Genomic DNA, 18,312 nt, shown 5'->3' with positions numbered 1-18,312 from the left:
ATGGCTGCTCCGATGGCCCGTCCCTCCACAGCCCGGCACTCTAGAGCACTACGCTGAACCGACCCAGGGGACGTAGCTCAGTTGGCTAGAGCACCTGCTTTGCAAGCAGGGGGTCGTGGGTTCGAGTCCCATCGTCTCCACCCAGGCGCTGCCGTGGCGCGACGGGGACCGTTACCCCTGGTGAGGTGACGGGTCCCCGGGCCGACCGGGTTAGTGGTGTTGGGGGTGCTCGCCGGCCTCGTTGGTCAGGGTGACCACCAGTTCTGAGTGGCCCGTGCCGGGTAGGCCGAGCACGGCGTTGAACAAGCTGGTCCAATCGCCGCAGTTGGTCATCGCCGCGACGGGGTTGTAGTCGATCGTCTTCAGCGTGAGCCGACCGGTGCTCTCGTCGTAGTCGTCGGCGACGTAGACGTTGTCCGCGTAGCCGACCGAGCAGGCCGGGTCGTAGCCCGGGTAACCGGAGATCAGGTCGAACATGATCGTCATCGGGATGGCGATGACGACGCCGTCAGGGGTGAAGATCCCCTCTCGCATCGGCCCGGCACCCTGAGGGACGATGTCGAGGCACCACAGCTCACCCCCGCTCATCAGGCACTCTCCACCGGCTCGACGTGCAGGTCGGCGGGGTCGATGACGATCCGGCCGTTCTCCTCGATCGTTGCCGCCAGGAAGCTGCCGCCGTAGGGCTGCAACCCGTCGAGGCGCTCGTTGGCGTCGTCGGTCGCATCGCATTGGGGGTCGCCCCCGTCGGCGTCGTCGTCGATGCCGTTGGCGCACATCGGGTTGCCCACGTCGAAGAAGCTCCGCTCCGTCTTCTCGGCACGATCGCCTGTGGATCTGGCTCTAGGGGAGGACTGCGGTGGCCTCGACCTCGACGAGCAGGTCGGGTTCGGCCAAGGCCGCGACGCCGAGGAGGGTGATCGGGCGGAGCGGGTCGACGTTGGCACGGGCGGCGGCTCGTCCGATCCCCTCGCCGAGGGCGGCCATCTTGTCGCCGGTCCAGTCGACCACGTAGATCGTCAGCTTCCCGACGTCGGCGAAGGTGCCGCCTGCGGCCTCCACCGCCGTGGCCACGTTCACGAAGGCCTGCTCGACCTGGGCGGCGAGGTCGCCGGGTCCGACCGGCTGGCCGTCGGCGTCCCGGGCGACCTGCCCGGCGATGAACACCGTTCGTGACCCGGACGCCACCGCCACCTGCCGGTACACGTCCGGCTTGGGAAGGCCGTCCGGGTTGAGGAGTTCGATGGGCATTGTGGGGTCTCCTTGATCGAGTGCGGAGTTCAGAGCAGAGGATGTCACCTCTGGTGGAGGGGGCAGCTCCAGGTCGTGCGGCCGGCGATCTGGCGGCGGAGGAGGGGAGTGCCGTCGAGGGGGCAGAGGGCGCCAAGGGCGGCGGCGGTGCGGAGGGGTCCGGTGTGGCTGCCGCCGGTGGACATCATCGTGGGCAGGGTGGTGAGGATCGACTGGTGGAGGGCGCCGAGCTCGGACGGAGTGAGGGAGCTCGCGGGGCGGGCGGGGTCGAGGGCGGCGGCGAAGAGGATCTCGTCGGCGAGGAGGTTGCCGATCCCGGCGATGCGGGACTGGTCGAGAAGGCGGGCCTTGAGAGGCGCCCGGCTCCGGCCCAGCGCCGCCGCCAGCTCCGACGCCGTGATCGTCAGGGCGTCGGGGCCCAGCCGCGCCACGTCGGGGTCCAGCTCGACGCCGCCGAGACGCCGCGGGTCGAGCATGCGGAGGTCGCCGCCGTCGTCGAAGAAGAGGGAGAAGCGGATCCAGGCGGGATCGGTCCGGGTGCTGGAGTACTGGAGGCGATCGATCGACGCCGACCCGTCGACCAGCAGCCGTCCCGTCATCCCGAAGCGCAGGCCGAGCCGGGTGCCGTCCTCCAGATCGAGGAGCAGCAGCTTGCCGACCCGGTCGATACCGGAGACCCGCTGCCCGACCAAGGCCGGCTCCAGCACCGAACGGTCGCCCCGCTTCACGTACCAGGCGTCCGGCGCCTCGACAGCCACGATCCGGCGGCCCACCACCGCCGACGCCTGCCGCCGATAGGTCTCCACCTCCAACAGCTCCGGCACGGCGCGCAGCCTAAGCACCCTCCGTGCGCCACGATGTCGGCGTGGAGCTCGTATCGGCGCTGGCGGCCATGGGGGCGGTCGTCGTCGTCTTCCTCGTCGCCCAGCCGCGGAAGAAGCGCGACGGCCCGTCTGCGGGGGAGGAAGGAAGCTTCCGGCCGCTGGTGACGTCGCCCGACGAGGCGAGGTGCCATGAGTGTGGTGGGGACGTCGAGGCCGGGTACCTGACCGGTGGCGACTACATCATCTGGCGACCCGGCGGGCGGCAGCGCCGGGGGCGTGAGCGGCTGGACGACGCCGGGTGGAAGGCGGTCCGGCAGCCGGCGCGGCGGTGCACGGCGTGCCGCCTCGTCTGGTTCGAGTACTGACAACGGCACCCGAACTCGGTCCGGGCGGGTTGGCGAACACCGGTACCGTGGCAGGGGTCCGCCAGGAGGCTCCCGAGATGTCCACTCTCTTCTTCGCAGGTGTTGCGTGGCCGTACGCCAACGGTCCACGCCACATCGGTCACGTCGCCGGCTTCGGCGTGCCCTCGGACATCTGGGCACGCTGGGCGCGCATGGCCGGCCACGAGGTGCTGATGGTGTCGGGCACCGACGAGCACGGCACGCCCATCACCGTCGCCGCCGAGGCCGAGGGGCTCACCCCCAAGGAGCTGGCCGACCGGAACAACGCCCTCATCGTCGAGGACCTGCGGGGGCTCGGCCTCTCCTACGACCTCTTCACCCGCACCACCACGGCCAACCACTACGAGGTCACCCGCGAGCTGTTCCGCAGCCTCTACGAGCACGGCGGCATCATCGAGATCGAGCAGCAGGTCGCCTTCTCCGCCTCCGACGGCCGCTCGCTGCCCGACCGCTACATCGAGGGCACCTGCCCCATCTGCGGCTACGACAGCGCCCGCGGCGACCAGTGCGACAACTGCGGCAACCAGCTCGACCCGGAGGACCTCATCGAGCCCCGGTCGAAGATCGACGGCCTGCCGCCGGTGTTCAAGATGACCAAGCAGTACGCGCTCGACCTGCCCCGGTTCGCCGAGGAGCTGCGTGACTGGGTGAAGGCCCAGGACCGCTGGCGCCCCAACGTCCGGGCGTTCAGCCTCAACCTGCTCGACGACGCCAAGGTCCGGGCGATCACCCGCGACATCGGCTGGGGCGTCCCCATCCCCTTCCCCGAGTGGGAGAACGACCCGCTCAAGCGCATCTACGTGTGGTTCGACGCGGTGATCGGCTACCTGTCGGCATCCATCGAGTGGGCCCAGCTCAGCGGGGAGCCCGACGCCTGGAAGCGCTGGTGGCTCGCCCCCGACGACGCGGCCCGCCACGCCTACTTCATGGGCAAGGACAACATCGTCTTCCACTCGTTCCTGTGGCCGGCGATGCTCGCCGGCTACGACGGCCCGCTGTGCGACGCACCCGACGGGACGCACCGTCCGCTCCACCGCCCCGACGACATCGTGGCCAGCGAGTTCCTCACGATGGAGGGCCGCAAGTTCTCGTCGTCGCGCCAGGTCGTCATCTACGTGAGCGACGTCCTCGAGCGCTACGGCCCCGACCCGCTGCGCTTCAGCCTCACCGCGGGCGGCCCCGAGACCGGCGACGCCGACTTCACCTGGGCCGAGTTCGTCCGCCGCAACAACGACGAGCTGGTGGCCACCTGGGGCAACCTGGTGCAGCGGGTGTGCGCCATGCTGCGCCGCAACGGCGATGTCGTGCCCGACCGGGGCTCCCAGCCGGCGGACGGCAAGGAGCTGCTGTCCCGGGTGGCCGACGGGTTCGCCAAGGTGGGTGACGGCATCGAGCGCTACCGCTTCAAGCAGGCGCTCAGCGACGTCCTGCTGCTGGCCCAGGAGGTCAACGCCTTCGTGTCGCAGAACGAGCCGTGGAAGGTGGTGAAGACCGACCCCGACGCGGCACTCGGCATCCTCTCCGCGGCCTACGACGCGGTGTGCGACCTCAACGTGATGATCACGCCCTTCCTGCCCCACGGCGCCCAGCGGGTGTGGGACAACCTGGGCGCGCCGGTCACGGTCCCGTTGCCGGTGGTCACCGAGGTGGGTGACGGCGACGACCGCCACCGGGTGATGCGCACGGCCCCCGACACCAATCGCTGGGAGCCGCTCCGGGTGGAGCCCGGCACGCCGATCGGCCCCGCGTCGACGCTGTTCGCGAAGATCGACACCGACGTGGTCGACGCCGAGTTGGCCCGCCTGGCCGAGTCCAGCACCGCCTGAGCGCGCGCCCCCCGACCGCGTCCCCCGCCGCCGCCTGCGGGACGTACCGGGTTCGTGCCAGTATCGGCGCCCCCCATGGCTCGCAGCGTTCGTCTCCGTCCTTGGCAGAAGCGCGCCCTCGACCGGCTCGCTGCGACCGAGTCCTCCGACTTCCTGGCTGTCGCGACCCCGGGCGCCGGCAAGACGACGTTCGCCCTCACCGCGGCGGTCCACGACCTGGCCGCGAACCAGGGTCGGCGGCTGATCGTCGTGGCGCCGACGTCGCACCTCAAGCTCCAGTGGGCCGACGCCGCCGAGGGCTTCGGCCTCCACCTGGAACCGACGTGGGCACCGGGCAAGGGCGCGCTGCCGGCCGACGTCCACGGCCTGGTGACCACCTACCAGCAGGTGGCGTCGAACCCCGACCCGCTCCGGGGCATGGCCGAACGGAGCCTGGTGGTGCTCGACGAGATCCACCACGCCGGCGACGACCGGGCCTGGGGCGCCAGCGTCCGCCACGCCTTCGAGCCGGCGCCCCGACGCCTCAGCCTCTCCGGCACCCCGTTCCGGTCGGACACCCTGTCGATCCCCTTCGTCAACTACGTCGGTGAGGAGGCGGTGCCCGACTTCGAGTACGGCTACGGCGACGCCCTCGGCGACGGTCGGGTGGTCCGTCCCGTCTACTTCCCCCGCATCAACGGGTTCATGGAGTGGATCACGCCCGACGGGATGGTGGCGTCGGCCTCGTTCGACGACGCGCTCGACAAGTCCGGGGCCGCCCAGCGCCTCCGCACCGCGCTCAGCCTCGACGGCGAGTGGCTGCCGGCGGTGCTGGTCCAGGCGAACGATCGGCTGAAGGCGCTGCGGCGCCACCACCCCGAGGCCGGCGGCCTGGTGATCGCCGCCGACCAGGACCACGCCCACGGCATCGTCGACCTGCTGAAGAACCGCTGCGGCGTGCGGGCCGCGGTGGCCGTGTCGGACGATCCCCGCTCGTCGGTGCGCATCGCCCGCTTCTCCGGCAGCTCCGACCCGTGGATCGTGGCGGTGCGGATGATCTCCGAGGGCGTCGACATCCCGCGCCTGCGCATCGGCGTCTACGCCACCACGACCACCACGGAGCTGTTCTTCCGCCAGGCCGTGGGCCGCTTCGTCCGTTGGACGAGAGGCGTGCCCCGCCAGAAGGCGTACCTCTTCATCCCCGACGACCTGCGCCTGCGGACGTGGGCGACGCAGGTGGCCGACGCCCGCCGCCACTCGCTCCGCAAACCGGAGACGAATGGTGACGAGCAGCCCGCCGACGACATCGCCTTCGACGAGATGGTGCACGAGGACGACATGAACCCCGAGTCGGTGTCGCTGTTCGCGGCCCTCTCCGCGGTCGTGACCGGCGAGGACGAGTCGTCGGTGTTCGAGCTCGACGACGACGCCCTGGACCGTATGGAGCAGGACGACGGCGAGGACGCCAGCGAGACCGCCGGCTACGACGTGCCGCTGCCGTCGCTCGGCGAGTCGACCTCCGGGATCGACGCCGCGGTGGCCGCGCACGTGGGCGCCCACGCCGGCGCCGCGGCGAGCTCGCGGCAACGTCGGGCGGAGCTGCGCGAGCAGAACGCGAAGATCGTGCAGGAGCTCGTGTGGCAGACCGGCCAGACCCACGCGCAGGTCAACTCGAGGCTCAACCGGCTCGTCGGGCTGCGCCGGATCGACGAGGCGACGGTCGACCAGCTGGCGAAGCGCCTGACGCACGCCGAGCGCTGGTTCAAGAACGGCTGACCGAAAACTCAACTAAATCAAGGCGGATTTCCACCACCCTCCGCGTTCATGGCCGTGGGACCTGCACGTTTGCGTGAGCATCCCCGCGCGCAACGTGAACATTGGTGAGACTGTGCGCGTTATCCCTACACAGTCAGGAGCGCGTGAAATGAACCGTCGTGATCTGGTCGCCGCCGTGGCCAACCACACCGGACGAGACCGCAAAGAGGTCGACGAGGTCCTCAAGGGCTTCACCGATGTGGTCACGGCCGTCGTTTCGAAGGGCGAGCCGGTCGCCATCTCCGGCTTCGCCAAGTTCGTCAAGGTCGACCGTCCGGCTCGGATGGGCCGCAACCCCCAGACGGGTCAGCCGGTGCGGATCAAGGCCTCGAAGAAGGCCCGCGTGACCGTGCTCAAGGCGTTCAAGGACGCCGTGATGAGCCCGAGCACCGCCCCGAAGCTTGTCAAGGGCACGTGGCCGCCGGCCCCGGCGCCCGCCAAGCCGGCCAAGAAGGCCGCTCCCGCCAAGCCCGCCAAGGCTGTCGCCAAGCCGGCCGCCAAGCCGGCTGCGAAGCCGGCGGCCAAGAAGGCCACCCCGAAGAAGGCGGCTGCCAGCAAGTCGGCGGCCACCCGCAAGACCACGGCGACGCGCAAGAGCGCCGCCAAGCGCGCCCCGGCGAAGAAGACCACCGCCCGCAAGCGCTGAGTCGCCCACGCGAACGAGGAATCCGGATCGGCCCCTGGCGCTCCGCCGGGGGCCGCATCGCGTCCGGGGAGGGACGCCGCCCCAAAAGTTCGCGGGGAGTTCCTACACGCCGCGTGCCCCGGCGGCGTTCTTGAGGCAGTGTTGAGCACGATGGTGGTCGACCACCGCTTAGCCGATGCCCTCCCGACGAAGGTCGGCAGTGTGGCGGTACCGGCGTTCGAGGCGTTCTACGTCGCCAACGAGCGTCGGCTCTACCGCGCGCTGTTCGTGGTCACCGGCGACCGCGACCAGGCCGAGGACGTCATGCAGACGGCGTTCTGCAAGGTCTGGGAGCGCTGGGACCGGGTGGCGATGCTCGACGATCCCGTCGGCTACCTCTTCCGTACGGCCTTCAACACGCAGCGCAGCGCGGCCCGCCGCAGCGTGCGGGCGGCCCGGCGCCTGGTCGGCTGGATGTCGGAGGCGTCGCCGCAGGGGCCTCCCGAGCCGTCCGAGGTGGCGGCCACGCGAGACAGCGCGGCCCGGGCCCTGGACGAGCTCACCCGGCGCCAGCGGGAGGCGGTCGTGCTCACGGCGTTGCTCGGCTTCGGGGGTCCCGAGGCCGCGCAGATCATGGGCATCCGCCCTGCCACGGTGCGAGTCCTGGTCAGTCAGGCACGTGCGGTGCTCGCACGGTCGCCGGAGCACGAGGTGCCGCGCTCGTGAGAGTGACGTGACGGGCAAGCGTGACGACCTACGGGCCCTCCTCGACAAGTTCGCCGCTAACGCCGGCGACCCCCCAGAGCACGGACTGGACGGGGTCATGGCGCGGCGGCGCCGCCGGACGCGCCATCGCCGTGGAGCTGTCGCCACGGCGATGGCGCTGGCGGTGTTCGGAGTCGTCGCCCTTCCCTGGCTGAGCGGCCTGCAGCGCCCCCACGACGTGTCCGCGGCATCGGAGGGGTCGTCGCCCGAGCGGAACACCGAGCTGCCCGACGTCGTGAAGTTGTTCTGCGCCGGCGGCGGCATCGACGTGCCGGTGGCGTCGATCCGGCCTCAGCACGACGGCCTGCACCTCGACGTCGACAACCGGCTGGGCGCCACCACCCAGGTGTGGGTGACCGCCGACGGCTGGAGCTCGGGCCGCTTCGACGTGTCGGCGGGCGAGACCAGCAAGGTGCTCGCCGCCCCGCCCGGTTCGCTGACCGTCGGCTGCCACGCCGGCGACACCGACCAGCAGCGCCGGGTCGACCTGGTCGACGTCGACCACCTCTACGAGGCGCCGACGCTCGACTGCCCCGAGGAGGAGCGGGCGCCGCTCGCCGGCGTGTTCCCGGTGGTCAAGGTCACCCCGTCGCTGCCGACGGCCGCCCGCGATGCCCTGACCACGGACCGCATCCCCGACAGCGTCCAGATGAAGGCCTTCACCGGCTACCCCGAGGGGGACAGGGTGTGGGACTCACCGGCGGCCGACCCCGTGGTGCAGGTGGTCCGCAGCGACGAGACCGTGGCGCTGGTCCACCTGGCGGGCACGCCGCCCGCCGAGGACCGCGGGCAGGCGGCGCCGGAGGGAAGCGACGCCACCGCGCGCGAGCCCACCCCGGTGGCGCCCTGGACGAGCGCCCCCCTGGTGGAGCACTGCCCGGCCTTCCTGGCCCCGCCCTCCGGCGACGTGGAGTCGCCCCGGGGTCAGGCGTAGTCAGGCATACAGCGCGTCGATCTCCGCCGCGTACTTGGCGAGGATCGTGCGGCGCTTGAGCTTCGACGTGGGCGTGAGCTCGTCGCTGTCGGGCAGCCACTCCTGGCCCAGGATGGCGACCCTCTTCACCCGCTCGGCCTGGTTGAAGCGCTGCATCGCCTCGTCGACGCCAGCCTCGACCGCGGCCCGCAGCTCGGGCGACGCCGCCAACTCGGCGAACGATGTGAAGCGGACGCCGTGCTCGCGGGCCCACACCGGCGCCACCTCGGGATCGGGCACCACGAGGGCGGAGATGAACGGGCGCTCGTCGCCCACCGTGCACGCCTGGCCCACGAGGGGCACCGTCTTCAGCGCCGCCTCCAGGTTGGCGGGGCTGATGTTCTTGCCGCCGGCGGTGATGATCAGCTCCTTCTTGCGGTCGACGATGCGCAGGTAGCCGTCGTCGTCGAGCTCGCCGATGTCGCCGGTGTGCAGGGTGCCGTCGTCGTCGAGCGCCTCGGCGGTGCGTTCGGGGTCGTCGAGGTAGCCGAGGAACACGTTGCCGCCGCGGCAGCACACCTCGCCGTCGTCGGCCAGGAACACGTCGCAGCCGGGGAAGGCGACGCCGACGTAGCCGGGCTTCACCTCGAGCGGCGACCACGTCATGGGCCCGGTGGTCTCGGACAGCCCGTAGATCTCCGACATGGGCACGCCGATCGCCCGGTACCAGGTGATCAGCTCGGCCGGGATGGGGGCGGCGCCGGTGACGGCGTACTGGGCGGCGTCGAGGCCGACCTTCTCCCGCACGCCCCGGAACGCGGCCTCGTCCATGGCGGCGAGGGCGTCGTCGTCCTCGGTGGTCGACGCGCCCCACGTGCGCTTCTCGACCAGCGGCGCGGCCGTGGCGACGGCGCCGTCGAAGCGGGCCTTGGCCTCGGGGTCGGCGCCCAGCGCGGCCTCGACGCCGGCGTGGATCTTCTCCCACACCCGCGGGACGCCGAACATGGTCTGGGGCCGCACCTCGCGGGCGTAGGCCGCGACCTCGGCAGGGTCGGGGCAGGTGGTCACCTCGAACCCGCCCACGATCGCCAGGTAGTGGCTCGACATGCGCTCGGCGATGTGGGCCATCGGCAGGTACGACACCACCCGGAACCCCGTCGGGTCGATGTCGAGCAGCTCGAGGTAGCCCGCGGCCGTCCACACCACGTTGTAGTGGCTGAGCATCACGCCCTTGGGCGGCCCGGTGGTGCCCGACGTGTAGATGACGGTGACGAGCGACTCCGGCGTGCAGCTCTCGAGCGCGGCGTGGAGGTCAAGCGTGTTGTGGCCCTCGAGGATGCCGGCGGCGTCGACCACGCCGGGGCCGCTGACGCCCAGCGGGTTGTCCATGAGCACGATCCGCTCGAGCTTCGGCAGCTCGTCCTGCACGGCGAGGAAGCGCTCCAGGAACCCGGCGTCCTCCACCACGGCGACCTTCGCCTCGCAGTGGCCGGCGAGGTAGGCGACCTGCTCGGGCGGCGACGAGTTGTAGATCGACACGGAGGTGGCACCGAGGAACGCCACGGCGAGGTCGACCACGTGGAACTCGGGGATGTTGCGCATCATCAGCACGACGCGGTCGCCGGGCCCGACGCCGAGTGAGGCCAGCCCGGCGGCGGCGCGGGAGACGCGGTCGGCGTAGTCGTCGTACGTCCAGCTGCGCCAGCCGCCGCCCTCCTCCCGGGCGCGCAGGGCGACCAGGTCGCCATGGGCGGCCACGGTGTCGAGGAAGCGGCTGCAGACGGTCTGTCCCTCGACCCGCTGGTCGAGGTCGGCCCTGGTGATGCCCACGTGCGGTCCCCCCGGGTTGGTTCCGGCCGCCCTCCGTCGTGAACGGCTCTGCGGTCAGGGTAGAGGTTCCACGACCGGTGATGTGCCGCCGGTCACAGAGGCGGGTGGCCGCCTCGGTTGCACGCCGTGGGCCCTGTGGGCAGACTGACTTGACCACCGGGTCAAGTACCTGTTGGCACGCTATTTGGCACCCATTGGCAAGCAACGAGGAGCAGGCCACATGCCTACCGCCGTCATCGTCGACGCTGTCCGCACCGGAGGCGGCAAGCGCAACGGCAGGCTCTCGGGTTGGCATCCCGCCGACCTCGCCGCCGAGACCCTGAACGCGCTCGCCGAGCGCAACGACCTCGACCCCGGCGTGGTCGAGGACGTGATCATGGGCTGCGTCATGCAGGCCGGCGCGCAGTCGATCAACGTCGGTCGCAACGCCGTGCTCGCCGCCGGCTGGCCCGAGGAGGTGCCGGCGACGACCATCGACCGCCAGTGCGGCTCGTCGCAGCAGTCGACCCACTTCGCCGCCCAGGCCGTGATGGCCGGCGTGCACGACGTCGTCGTCGCTGCCGGCGTGGAGATCATGAGCCAGGTGCCGATGGGCGCGTCGGTCGGCGACGGCAAGTTCGGCTTCCCGTTCGGGCCCCGCATGGGCCTGCGCTACCAGGACGTCGGCGGCCTCGTGCCCCAGGGCATCTCGGCGGAGATGATCGCCGACAAGTGGGGCCTCAGCCGCCAGGACCTCGACGCCTTCGGCCTCCGCAGCCAGCAGCGCGCCGCCCAGGCCCGCGACGAGGGCCGCTTCGAGAACGAGATCGTCGCCGTCACGTCGAAGCACCGCGACAAGGACTCCGGCGACGTCTCCGAGAGCGCCGAGCTGGTGACCGCCGACGAGGGCATCCGCGAGAGCTCCCTCGAGTCGCTGGCCAGCCTGAAGCCCGCCTTCAAGCCCGACGGCAAGGTGACCGCGGCCAACAGCAGCCAGATCTCCGACGGCGCCTCGGCCTCGCTCATCATGAGCGAGGAGAAGGCCAACCAGCTCGGCCTGCGGCCCCGGGCCCGGTTCGTGGCCTTCGCCCTGGCCGGCGTCGACCCGGTGATGATGCTCACCGGGCCGATCCCGTCGACGGAGAAGGTGCTGGCCAAGGCCGGCCTCACCATCGACGACATCGACCTGTTCGAGGTCAACGAGGCCTTCGCCTCCGTGGTGCTCGCCTGGCAGCAGGAGACCGGTGCCGACTTCGAGAAGGTCAACGTCAACGGGGGCGCGATCGCCCTCGGCCACCCGCTCGGCTGCTCCGGCACCAAGCTGACCGCCACGCTGCTCAACGAGCTGGAGCGCACCGGCGGCCGTTACGGGCTGCAGACGATGTGCGAGGGTGGCGGCCTGGCCAACGCCATGATCATCGAGCGCCTTTCGTAGCGCTCGCCGGGAGACACGAGCGCCTTTCGTAGCGCTCGCCGGAGACACGAGCGTCTGGGCTGACCGAGATCGGGGCGGGCGGAGCGACGGGGTGGGTCGCCTCGCCGCCTCGTGACAGTTGAACTGGGGGGAAGATGCGGGGGATTCGACGGACGGCCGCGCTGCTGGCGTGCGTGCTGGCGGTCACGGCGTGCGAGGCCTGGTCGCCCGGGCCGGGCGAGGCGCTGGCGCCATGGCAGGTACAGCCGGGCGTCGAGCAGGTGACGGTCACGGGGGCCCAGCCCCACCAGCCGCTGACGCTGTGGTCGATGGGCCGGCGCCACCCCAAGCGCAAGCTGCTCACCCTGCTGGCCGACGAGCACGGCCAGGCGCACTTCGCCTACCTGCCCGCCGAGCACATGGTGCTCCAGTCGGGCCCCGACCTCGACCTGGGTGACCTCGGCGACCTCGACCGGGGCGGCATCGTCGAGCCCGGCCGCTACGTGGTGCGCGACGACTCGGGGTCGCCCGTGCCCACGACCGCGCCGTTCGACGTGCTCGGCCGCGACGACACCCCCGACCCGGCGCTCTACGACCGCCAGCAGCTGACGGCGGCCACGCCCGACATCCTCGGGAGCCCGAAGCCCGGTGCTCCGCTGGCGGCCGGGTTCAACTACATGGAGATGCGCGACGGCGTGCGGCTGAGCGCCATGGTCCGCCTGCCCGACGAGGCGTTCTACGGCCCGGGGCCCTACCCGACGGTGGTCGAGTACTCGGGCTACGGGCCGTCGAACCCGGGCGCCGAGGAGCCCAGCAGCCGGCTGGCCCGGGCCGCCGGCTACGCCACCGTGGCGGTGAACATGCGCGGCACCGGCTGCTCCGGCGGCGTGTTCGACGTGTTCAACCCGGCGCAGATGGCCGACGGCTACGACGTGATCGAGATCGTCGCCCGCCAACCCTGGGTGCTGCACCACCAGGTGGGCATGGTGGGCCTGTCGTACTCCGGCATCGCCCAGCTCTACGCCGCCACCACCCGTCCGCCCGGCCTCGCCGCCATCACCCCGCTGTCGGTGATCGCCGACCCGTGGCTGCAGCAGTACCCCGGCGGCATCTACAACAGCGGCTTCACCCGCCAGTGGCTGGCCGAGCGCGACCGCCAGTCGTCCCCCGGCGGCACCAGCTGGGTGCGCGCCCGCATCGACGGCGGCGACCAGTTCTGCGCCGCCCACCAGGTGCTGCGCGACCAGAACCCCGACTTCGCGTCGTTCGGCCGGGCGCTGGACACGTACCACCCGATGGCGTCGGCCCGCGACCTGCGGGAGCTGGTCGGTGACATCTCGGTGCCGGTGTTCCTGGCCGGCGCCTTCCAGGACGAGCAGACCGGCCCGCAGTTCACGTCGATGATCGACGAGTTCGAGAGCGCGCCCCAACTGAAGGTGGGGCTGTGGAACGGCCGCCACCCCGACGGCCTCGGGCCTGTCAACGCGATGCGCTGGTTCGAGTTCCTGGAGTTCCACGTGGCTCGGCGGGTGCCGCACCTCAACCCCGTCGTCCGGGCCTTCGCGCCGGTCATCCTGGCCGACACCTTCGAGCTGCAGGACGCCACCCTCGAGCCCGACCGCTGGTACGACGAGTTCGGCGACGACTACACGGCGGCCCGGGCTGCGTACGACGCCGAGCCGTCGGTGCGGGTGGTCTACGAGAGCGGCATCGGGGCCAACGAGCTGGGTGAGCCCGGTGGGACCTTCGAGCAGGCGTTCCCCACGTGGCCGGCGCCCCAGGCGGTGCCCACCAGCTGGTACCTCGGCGCCGACGAGACGCTGCGCCCGGCACCCCCGGCCCGGCGCGCCGAGGGCGGCGTCGACGAGTTCCGCTTCGACCCGGCCGCCGGCGAGACCCGACTGTTCCCGAACGGCGACTACCCGTTGTTCGGCCGCCTGTGGGAGGACGCCGACTGGTCGCAGTTCGCGCCCGGCGACGTGCTGTCGTACCTCACCGTGCCGCTGGCCGAGGACCTGGTGGTGGCCGGCCCCGGCTACGCCGACCTGTGGGTCGCCGGCGACACCGCCGACCTCGACGTGCAGGTCACGGTGTCGGAGGTGCGGCCCGACGGGGTCGAGTACCTGGTCCAGAACGGCTGGCTGAAGCTGGGTCACCGCAAGGTCGACCCCGAGCGGTCCGACGACCTGGAGATCACGCACCCCTTCACGGCCCGGGCGTTCCGGCCGCTGCAGCCCGGGAAGTTCGTGGAGGCCCGGGTGGAGATCCCGTCGCTGGCCCACGCCTTCCGGGCCGGCTCCCAGCTGCGGCTCACGATCTCGACGCCCGGCCGCAACCACGTCACCTGGGCGTTCGAATCGCCCGACTACGGCGGCGCCATCCCCGCCACCCAGGTGGCCCACCTGCCGGGCAAGCCCTCCCACCTGGTGCTCGCCGTCCTCCCCGACGCCGACGTCCCCGTCGTCACCCCAGCCCCGTGCCCCAGCCTCCGCGGCATGGCCTGCCGCCCCTACGCCCCCCGGGAGAACACCCCAGCGGGCTGACCCTCAGTCGTAGAGGGGGGCGACCAGCTCCATGTCCTCCATGCAGTGGCGGGGAGGGTCGGGGACCTCGTCGTTCGCCGCGGTCATGCGCACCTCGGTGCCGCAGATCGAGCAGCGGTACATGAGGCGCACCTTGCGCAGCTCGCCCGGGGGTGGCGGCTCGGGGACGGGGGTGCCGAAGCCGGCCAGCATCCGGTAGCCGACCCGCATGATGAGCCAGCCCACGAGCACGGCGACGACGACGGCCCGCGGGTCGGCCCGGGTGATCGCCCAGGCGAGCAGACCGAGCACGGCGAGCACACCCAGCATCGGAGGGGAGATCGGGGATCGTCGCATCGCACGCATCGTAGATCCCCAGTTCACGATGGGATCTCGCTTTCCCACAACCTGTGGACAAGGTTGGGGAGCGTAACAACGATGTAACTACGTGGACAGGTCCGCCACGTCTCGTGGCCACTGTCCCGCAACCTGCGGTCGCGGGACCGCGGAGTGCATCCGCCCGTGACCCATGGTCACCTGTACTGGGTGGCGACCATGATCCCCGCGCAGATCGCTCCCAGGCCCAGCCCGAGGTTCACGTTGCTGGTGCCGTTGGGGAGCACGCCCAGGTAGTTCACGAAGATCAGGACCATCCCCAGGCCCAGCAGCGCGAACATCAGCACCGGCACCCACGTGGGGCTCGTCTTGTACTCCCGCGGCACCGGAGGGGTGTAGCGGGTGGACGCCGTCGGCCGGCTGTCGGTGGGAGTGGTGCCCTTTTTGGCTGTGACGCGTCCGCCGGACACCCGACGCTTGGCGGGTTTGGCCATAGCTCGTCAGATTAACAGTGGGCGGCACGGCGAGGGATCGCGCCGGTCTTGTGCGAGCCTTTGCGTCATGGCGGCTTCACCCGACGTGCTCGCGGCGGTCGACCTCGGCACCAACTCGATCCACCTGGTGGTGGCCAAGGTGGAGGGATCTCGCTTCGAGGTGATCGAGCGCGAGCGGGAGATGGTGCGGCTCGGGTCGCCCGACCGGGAGTCGGCCGACAGCGGCGACGACGAGATGCGCCGCCTCGACCCCGCGGCCATGGACCGCGCCGTCGCCGCCCTCGGTCGCTTCCGGGAGCTGGCGTCCGTGAGCACCGACACGATCCGGGTGGTCGCCACGTCCGCCGTGCGCGAGGCCGACAACCGGGCCGAGTTCCTGGCGCGGGTGCGCGAGGAGGTGGGCGTGGAGGTGGAGGTCATCTCGGGCTTCGAGGAGGCCCGCCTCATCCACCTCGGCGTGCTGCAGGCCGTGCCGGTGTTCGACCGCCGGCTGCTGGTGTGCGACATCGGCGGCGGTTCCACCGAGGTGGTCGTGGGCCAGCGCGGCGACGTGATCGCCTCCCGCAGCTTCAAGCTCGGGGCGATCCGCCTCACCCAGCGCTTCTTCCCCTACGGGGAGGTCACCAAGCGCAGGTCGCGGGCCTGCCGCGACTTCATCCGCGGCACGATCGCCGCCTTCGTCCGCGACGTGCGCCGCATGGGCTGGGAGGTGGCGGCGGGCTCCTCGGGGACCATCGAGGCCGTCTTCGAGATGGCCGCCGCCCGACGCGATCAGCACCGGCCCCGCACCTACAACAACTTCACCATCAGCCGCGACGAGGTGGGCGCGGTGGTCGGCAAGCTGCTGGCGGCCCGCACCGCCGAGGAGCGCGCCCACGTCCCCGGGCTCGACGCCCGGCGGGCCGACATCATCGTCGCCGGCGCCCTGATCCTCGAGCAGGTGATGGCCTCGATGGACATTCCCGAGATCACCTTCTCCGACTTCGCCCTGCGGGAGGGCGTGCTGCTCGACACCTGGCGCCGCACCCACGGCGGCTCTTTGCACCACCTGTCCGACCTGCGGCGCCGCAGCGTCGAGCACCTGGCCGAGCTGATGGACGAGGACCCGGCGCACTCGGCCCAGGTCGCCCGGCTGGCGCTCCAGCTGTTCGACGGCACCGCCGACCTGCACGGCCTGGGCGACGACAGCCGCGAGGTGCTGGAGGCGGCCGCGCTGCTGAGCAACGTCGGGCTGTTCGTGTCGCACTCCGGGCACCACAAGCACACCTACTACGTGATCCGCAACAGTGAGCACCTCGCCGGCTTCACCGACCGGGAGATCGAGCTGATCGCCCAGGTGGCCCGCTACCACCGCAAGTCGGAGCCGACGAAGCGCCACCCGCCCTTCGCCGCCCTCGACGCCGACGACCAGCGCCGCGTCGAGGTGCTCGCCGGGCTGCTGCGGGTGGCGGTCGGGCTCGACCGCAACCACTCGGCCCGGGTGGCCGACCTCCGCTGCCACGTCGAGGACGGCGAGCTGCGGGTCGAGGTGGTGCCGCGGAACGGCGACGAGCTGGGTCTGGAGCTGTTCAGCGCCTCGCAGCGCACCGGCCTGCTGGAGAGCGCGCTGGGCCGTCCGGTCGAGCTCGTGCGAACCGAGGCCCCCGACCCGGCGGTGTCCGGGCGGTAACATCGGCGTCGCCGAGCAGGGGCAAGGCACGACTGGGGGAGCCATGGCCACGACCAAGAGGGCGATCGCGCTGCTGGCCGCGAGCGGGCACCGGTTGACGCTGGTCGACGTGGGAGCCTCGCTGGAGCCGTTCCTGCCGTTCCAGCCGCTGCTGGGGCAGGCGACCTACGTGGGCTTCGACCCGGACCTCCGCGAGATCCACCACCGCGACGACGGCTCCGGGAAGCGGATCATGGTCGACAAGGCGGTCGTCGTCGACCCCGAGGCGTCGACCGTGAAGTTCTTCCTCACCCGCAACCCGACCTGCTCGTCGACCCTGCCCCCCCGCTCCGAGCTGGCGAAGAGCTACGTCAACGCGTACCGCTTCGAGGTCGTCGGCACCGAGGAGGTCGAGGCGACCACCCTCGACGCGGCGATGGACTCGGTGGGGGTCGAGCGCATCGACTGGATCAAGCTCGACACCCAGGGCACCGACCTGCGGCTCCTGCGCAGCCTCGGCGCAGCGCGGTGGGCCACGCTGATGGCGGTCGACGCCGAGCCGGGCTTCGACCAGCACTACGAGGGCGAGGACACCTTCGGCGACCTGCACCGCGAGATGCTCGACCGGGGGTACTGGCTGGCCGACCTGGTGCTGACCCAGGGGGTGCGGCTTCGGCCCGAGGTGTTCGACGAGAGCTTCCGGGCCCGGCGCCGACCGGCCCGCCTGGCCTACGAGTTCAACCTGAAGGGCAGCCCCACCGCCGCCGGGCCGCGGTACCTGCGGACCGTGGAGTCGCTGGAGCGGTCCGACGCCTCCCGCGAGGACTACCTGCGGCTGTGGGCCTGCGCCTTCGCGTCGGGGAACCACCCTTACGCCCTCGACGTGGTGGCGGCGTGCGAGAAGGCCCACGGCAGCGACGGCGACACCGCGGCGCTGCGGGCACTCACGGTCGGTCGGAACCGGCGGGACGTCGTGCGCAACGCCTGGCGCCTGGGCCAGCGGGTGAGCCTGCGCAACGTCCGGCGCCTTATCTCCAAGCCGTACTGACGCACCGAGGGCATAGCCTCGCGGCCCATGGTCGCGCCCCGGATCCTGGTGATCGACAACTACGACAGCTTCGTCTACAACCTCGTCCAGTACCTGGGGGAGCTGGGGGCCGAGCCGCTGGTCTTCCGCCACGACGAGCTGACGATCGACGAGGCGGCCGCGCTCGGCGTCGACGGGGTGCTGATCTCGCCGGGGCCGGGTCGCCCCGAGGACGCGGGCCTGTCCAACGACGTGATCCGCCGCTTCGCCGGCGAGCTGCCGGTGCTGGGGGTGTGCCTGGGCCACCAGTGCATCGGCCAGATCTACGGCGGCGACGTGGTGCGGGCGCCGCAGATCATGCACGGCAAGACGTCCCTGGTGCACCACGACGGCACGGGGGTGTTCGCCGGCCTGCCGAGCCCGTTCGAGGCCACCCGCTACCACAGCCTGATCGTCGAGCGGTCGTCGGTGCCCGACGAGCTGCAGGTCACGGCGTGGACCGACGACGACATCGTGATGGGTCTGCGCCATCGCACCCACGACGTCGAGGGCGTCCAGTTCCACCCTGAGTCGATCCTCACCAGCGCCGGTCACGACCTGCTCCGCAACTTCCTCGCCCGCATGAAAAGGGCGCCGGCAAAGTTGCAAGCGTGACACTCA

18 protein-coding genes and 1 tRNA gene are annotated in these 18,312 nt (G+C 71.5%); 12 read left to right on the top strand and 7 right to left on the bottom strand.

All coding sequences use genetic code 11. The features are described from left to right. The first annotated feature begins 66 nt into the window (after window positions 1–66). Window positions 67–140: transfer RNA gene (locus tag VK611_26660), tRNA-Ala, on the top strand. 70 nt (window positions 141–210) lie between these two features. Here the strand turns inward: VK611_26660 and VK611_26655 are convergent. Genes VK611_26655 through VK611_26640 form a run of 4 tightly spaced genes read right to left on the bottom strand, consistent with a single transcriptional unit; the run spans window position 211 to window position 2,075 of the window. Next, the gene (locus VK611_26655; GenBank protein ID HMG44944.1) at window positions 211–588 is read right to left on the bottom strand and encodes a hypothetical protein; all 378 of its coding nucleotides are present in this window, start codon (window positions 586–588) and stop codon (window positions 211–213) included. After that, the gene (locus VK611_26650) at window positions 588–791 is read right to left on the bottom strand and encodes a hypothetical protein (protein HMG44943.1); all 204 of its coding nucleotides are present in this window, start codon (window positions 789–791) and stop codon (window positions 588–590) included. Before VK611_26650 ends, VK611_26655 begins: the two co-directional genes overlap by 1 nt. Window positions 792–843: 52 nt before the next feature. Then, on the bottom strand, window positions 844–1,251 hold the full coding sequence (locus tag VK611_26645; protein HMG44942.1) for a RidA family protein: 408 nt from the start codon (window positions 1,249–1,251) through the stop codon (window positions 844–846). A 44-nt stretch (window positions 1,252–1,295) separates the two neighbouring features. Beyond that, the gene (locus tag VK611_26640; protein ID HMG44941.1) at window positions 1,296–2,075 is read right to left on the bottom strand and encodes a DNA-formamidopyrimidine glycosylase family protein; all 780 of its coding nucleotides are present in this window, start codon (window positions 2,073–2,075) and stop codon (window positions 1,296–1,298) included. 41 nt (window positions 2,076–2,116) lie between these two features. On the opposite strand from VK611_26640, the gene VK611_26635 reads away from it, so the two are divergent. From VK611_26635 to VK611_26610, 6 genes are all read left to right on the top strand, one after another. After that, a complete protein-coding gene (locus VK611_26635) occupies window positions 2,117–2,440 on the top strand; it encodes a PF20097 family protein (GenBank protein ID HMG44940.1) in 324 nt (107 codons plus the stop codon). A gap of 77 nt (window positions 2,441–2,517) precedes the next feature. Beyond that, on the top strand, window positions 2,518–4,305 hold the full coding sequence (gene metG / locus VK611_26630) for a methionine--tRNA ligase (protein ID HMG44939.1): 1,788 nt from the start codon (window positions 2,518–2,520) through the stop codon (window positions 4,303–4,305). A 75-nt stretch (window positions 4,306–4,380) separates the two neighbouring features. Continuing rightward, a complete protein-coding gene (locus tag VK611_26625) occupies window positions 4,381–6,060 on the top strand; it encodes a DEAD/DEAH box helicase (protein ID HMG44938.1) in 1,680 nt (559 codons plus the stop codon). Between the two features lie 148 nt (window positions 6,061–6,208). After that, window positions 6,209–6,745 (top strand): HU family DNA-binding protein, encoded by a 537-nt coding sequence (locus VK611_26620; GenBank protein ID HMG44937.1) that lies wholly within the window; start codon window positions 6,209–6,211, stop codon window positions 6,743–6,745. A 201-nt stretch (window positions 6,746–6,946) separates the two neighbouring features. Further along, window positions 6,947–7,450 carry a sigma-70 family RNA polymerase sigma factor gene (locus VK611_26615; protein HMG44936.1) on the top strand — a complete coding sequence of 168 codons (504 nt, stop codon included), beginning with the start codon at window positions 6,947–6,949 and terminating at the stop codon, window positions 7,448–7,450. A gap of 7 nt (window positions 7,451–7,457) precedes the next feature. Next, window positions 7,458–8,423 carry a hypothetical protein gene (locus tag VK611_26610; GenBank protein HMG44935.1) on the top strand — a complete coding sequence of 322 codons (966 nt, stop codon included), beginning with the start codon at window positions 7,458–7,460 and terminating at the stop codon, window positions 8,421–8,423. On the opposite strand, the gene VK611_26605 is transcribed toward VK611_26610, so the two are convergent. Then, entirely contained in the window at window positions 8,424–10,232 is a 1,809-nt protein-coding gene (locus VK611_26605; GenBank protein ID HMG44934.1) for an AMP-dependent synthetase/ligase, read from the bottom strand. Between the two features lie 220 nt (window positions 10,233–10,452). Between VK611_26605 and VK611_26600 the strand changes: the two genes are divergently transcribed. Next, window positions 10,453–11,646: a thiolase family protein gene (locus VK611_26600; protein ID HMG44933.1), complete on the top strand. Its 1,194-nt coding sequence runs from the start codon at window positions 10,453–10,455 to the stop codon at window positions 11,644–11,646. Between the two features lie 134 nt (window positions 11,647–11,780). Beyond that, complete coding sequence (locus tag VK611_26595) at window positions 11,781–14,168, top strand: CocE/NonD family hydrolase (protein HMG44932.1); 2,388 nt, start codon at window positions 11,781–11,783, stop codon at window positions 14,166–14,168. A 3-nt stretch (window positions 14,169–14,171) separates the two neighbouring features. Here VK611_26595 and VK611_26590 read toward each other — a convergent pair whose 3' ends face one another. Together VK611_26590 and VK611_26585 are read right to left on the bottom strand one after the other, a co-directional pair. Continuing rightward, window positions 14,172–14,504, bottom strand: coding sequence for a hypothetical protein (locus VK611_26590; GenBank protein HMG44931.1), 333 nt, complete (start codon window positions 14,502–14,504; stop codon window positions 14,172–14,174). Window positions 14,505–14,680: 176 nt separating this feature from the next. Continuing rightward, a complete protein-coding gene (locus tag VK611_26585; protein ID HMG44930.1) occupies window positions 14,681–14,977 on the bottom strand; it encodes a cell division protein CrgA in 297 nt (98 codons plus the stop codon). Between the two features lie 67 nt (window positions 14,978–15,044). Here VK611_26585 and VK611_26580 point away from each other — a divergent pair, with 67 nt between their 5' ends. The 3 genes from VK611_26580 to VK611_26570 are packed head-to-tail and all read left to right on the top strand — an operon-like array spanning window position 15,045 to window position 18,306. Beyond that, window positions 15,045–16,646: a Ppx/GppA phosphatase family protein gene (locus VK611_26580; GenBank protein ID HMG44929.1), complete on the top strand. Its 1,602-nt coding sequence runs from the start codon at window positions 15,045–15,047 to the stop codon at window positions 16,644–16,646. A gap of 43 nt (window positions 16,647–16,689) precedes the next feature. Then, window positions 16,690–17,673, top strand: coding sequence for an FkbM family methyltransferase (locus tag VK611_26575; GenBank protein ID HMG44928.1), 984 nt, complete (start codon window positions 16,690–16,692; stop codon window positions 17,671–17,673). Window positions 17,674–17,700: 27 nt separating this feature from the next. Continuing rightward, the gene (locus VK611_26570) at window positions 17,701–18,306 is read left to right on the top strand and encodes an aminodeoxychorismate/anthranilate synthase component II (protein HMG44927.1); all 606 of its coding nucleotides are present in this window, start codon (window positions 17,701–17,703) and stop codon (window positions 18,304–18,306) included. Window positions 18,307–18,312: the final 6 nt, after the last annotated feature.

The sequence above is a fragment of the Acidimicrobiales bacterium genome (assembly GCA_035316325.1).
Taxonomy (GTDB): domain Bacteria; phylum Actinomycetota; class Acidimicrobiia; order Acidimicrobiales; family VFJN01; genus DASXTK01.
Note: the sequence above shows the minus strand (reverse complement) of the source record. Positions and strands in the feature narration are given on the sequence as shown.

What these genes read in the sequence shown, in the direction of transcription:
- VK611_26655 (HMG44944.1), bottom strand. Translation starts at nt 588, where the DNA reads ATGAGCGGGGGTGAGCTGTGGTGCCTCGACATCGTCCCTCAGGGTGCC.
- VK611_26600 (HMG44933.1), top strand. Translation starts at nt 10,453, where the DNA reads ATGCCTACCGCCGTCATCGTCGACGCTGTCCGCACCGGAGGCGGCAAG.
- VK611_26620 (HMG44937.1), top strand. Translation starts at nt 6,209, where the DNA reads ATGAACCGTCGTGATCTGGTCGCCGCCGTGGCCAACCACACCGGACGA.
- VK611_26645 (HMG44942.1), bottom strand. Translation starts at nt 1,251, where the DNA reads ATGCCCATCGAACTCCTCAACCCGGACGGCCTTCCCAAGCCGGACGTG.
- VK611_26575 (HMG44928.1), top strand. Translation starts at nt 16,690, where the DNA reads ATGGCCACGACCAAGAGGGCGATCGCGCTGCTGGCCGCGAGCGGGCAC.
- VK611_26625 (HMG44938.1), top strand. Translation starts at nt 4,381, where the DNA reads ATGGCTCGCAGCGTTCGTCTCCGTCCTTGGCAGAAGCGCGCCCTCGAC.
- metG (HMG44939.1), top strand. Translation starts at nt 2,518, where the DNA reads ATGTCCACTCTCTTCTTCGCAGGTGTTGCGTGGCCGTACGCCAACGGT.
- VK611_26595 (HMG44932.1), top strand. Translation starts at nt 11,781, where the DNA reads ATGCGGGGGATTCGACGGACGGCCGCGCTGCTGGCGTGCGTGCTGGCG.
- VK611_26580 (HMG44929.1), top strand. Translation starts at nt 15,045, where the DNA reads ATGGCGGCTTCACCCGACGTGCTCGCGGCGGTCGACCTCGGCACCAAC.
- VK611_26590 (HMG44931.1), bottom strand. Translation starts at nt 14,504, where the DNA reads ATGCGACGATCCCCGATCTCCCCTCCGATGCTGGGTGTGCTCGCCGTG.
- VK611_26570 (HMG44927.1), top strand. Translation starts at nt 17,701, where the DNA reads ATGGTCGCGCCCCGGATCCTGGTGATCGACAACTACGACAGCTTCGTC.
- VK611_26585 (HMG44930.1), bottom strand. Translation starts at nt 14,977, where the DNA reads ATGGCCAAACCCGCCAAGCGTCGGGTGTCCGGCGGACGCGTCACAGCC.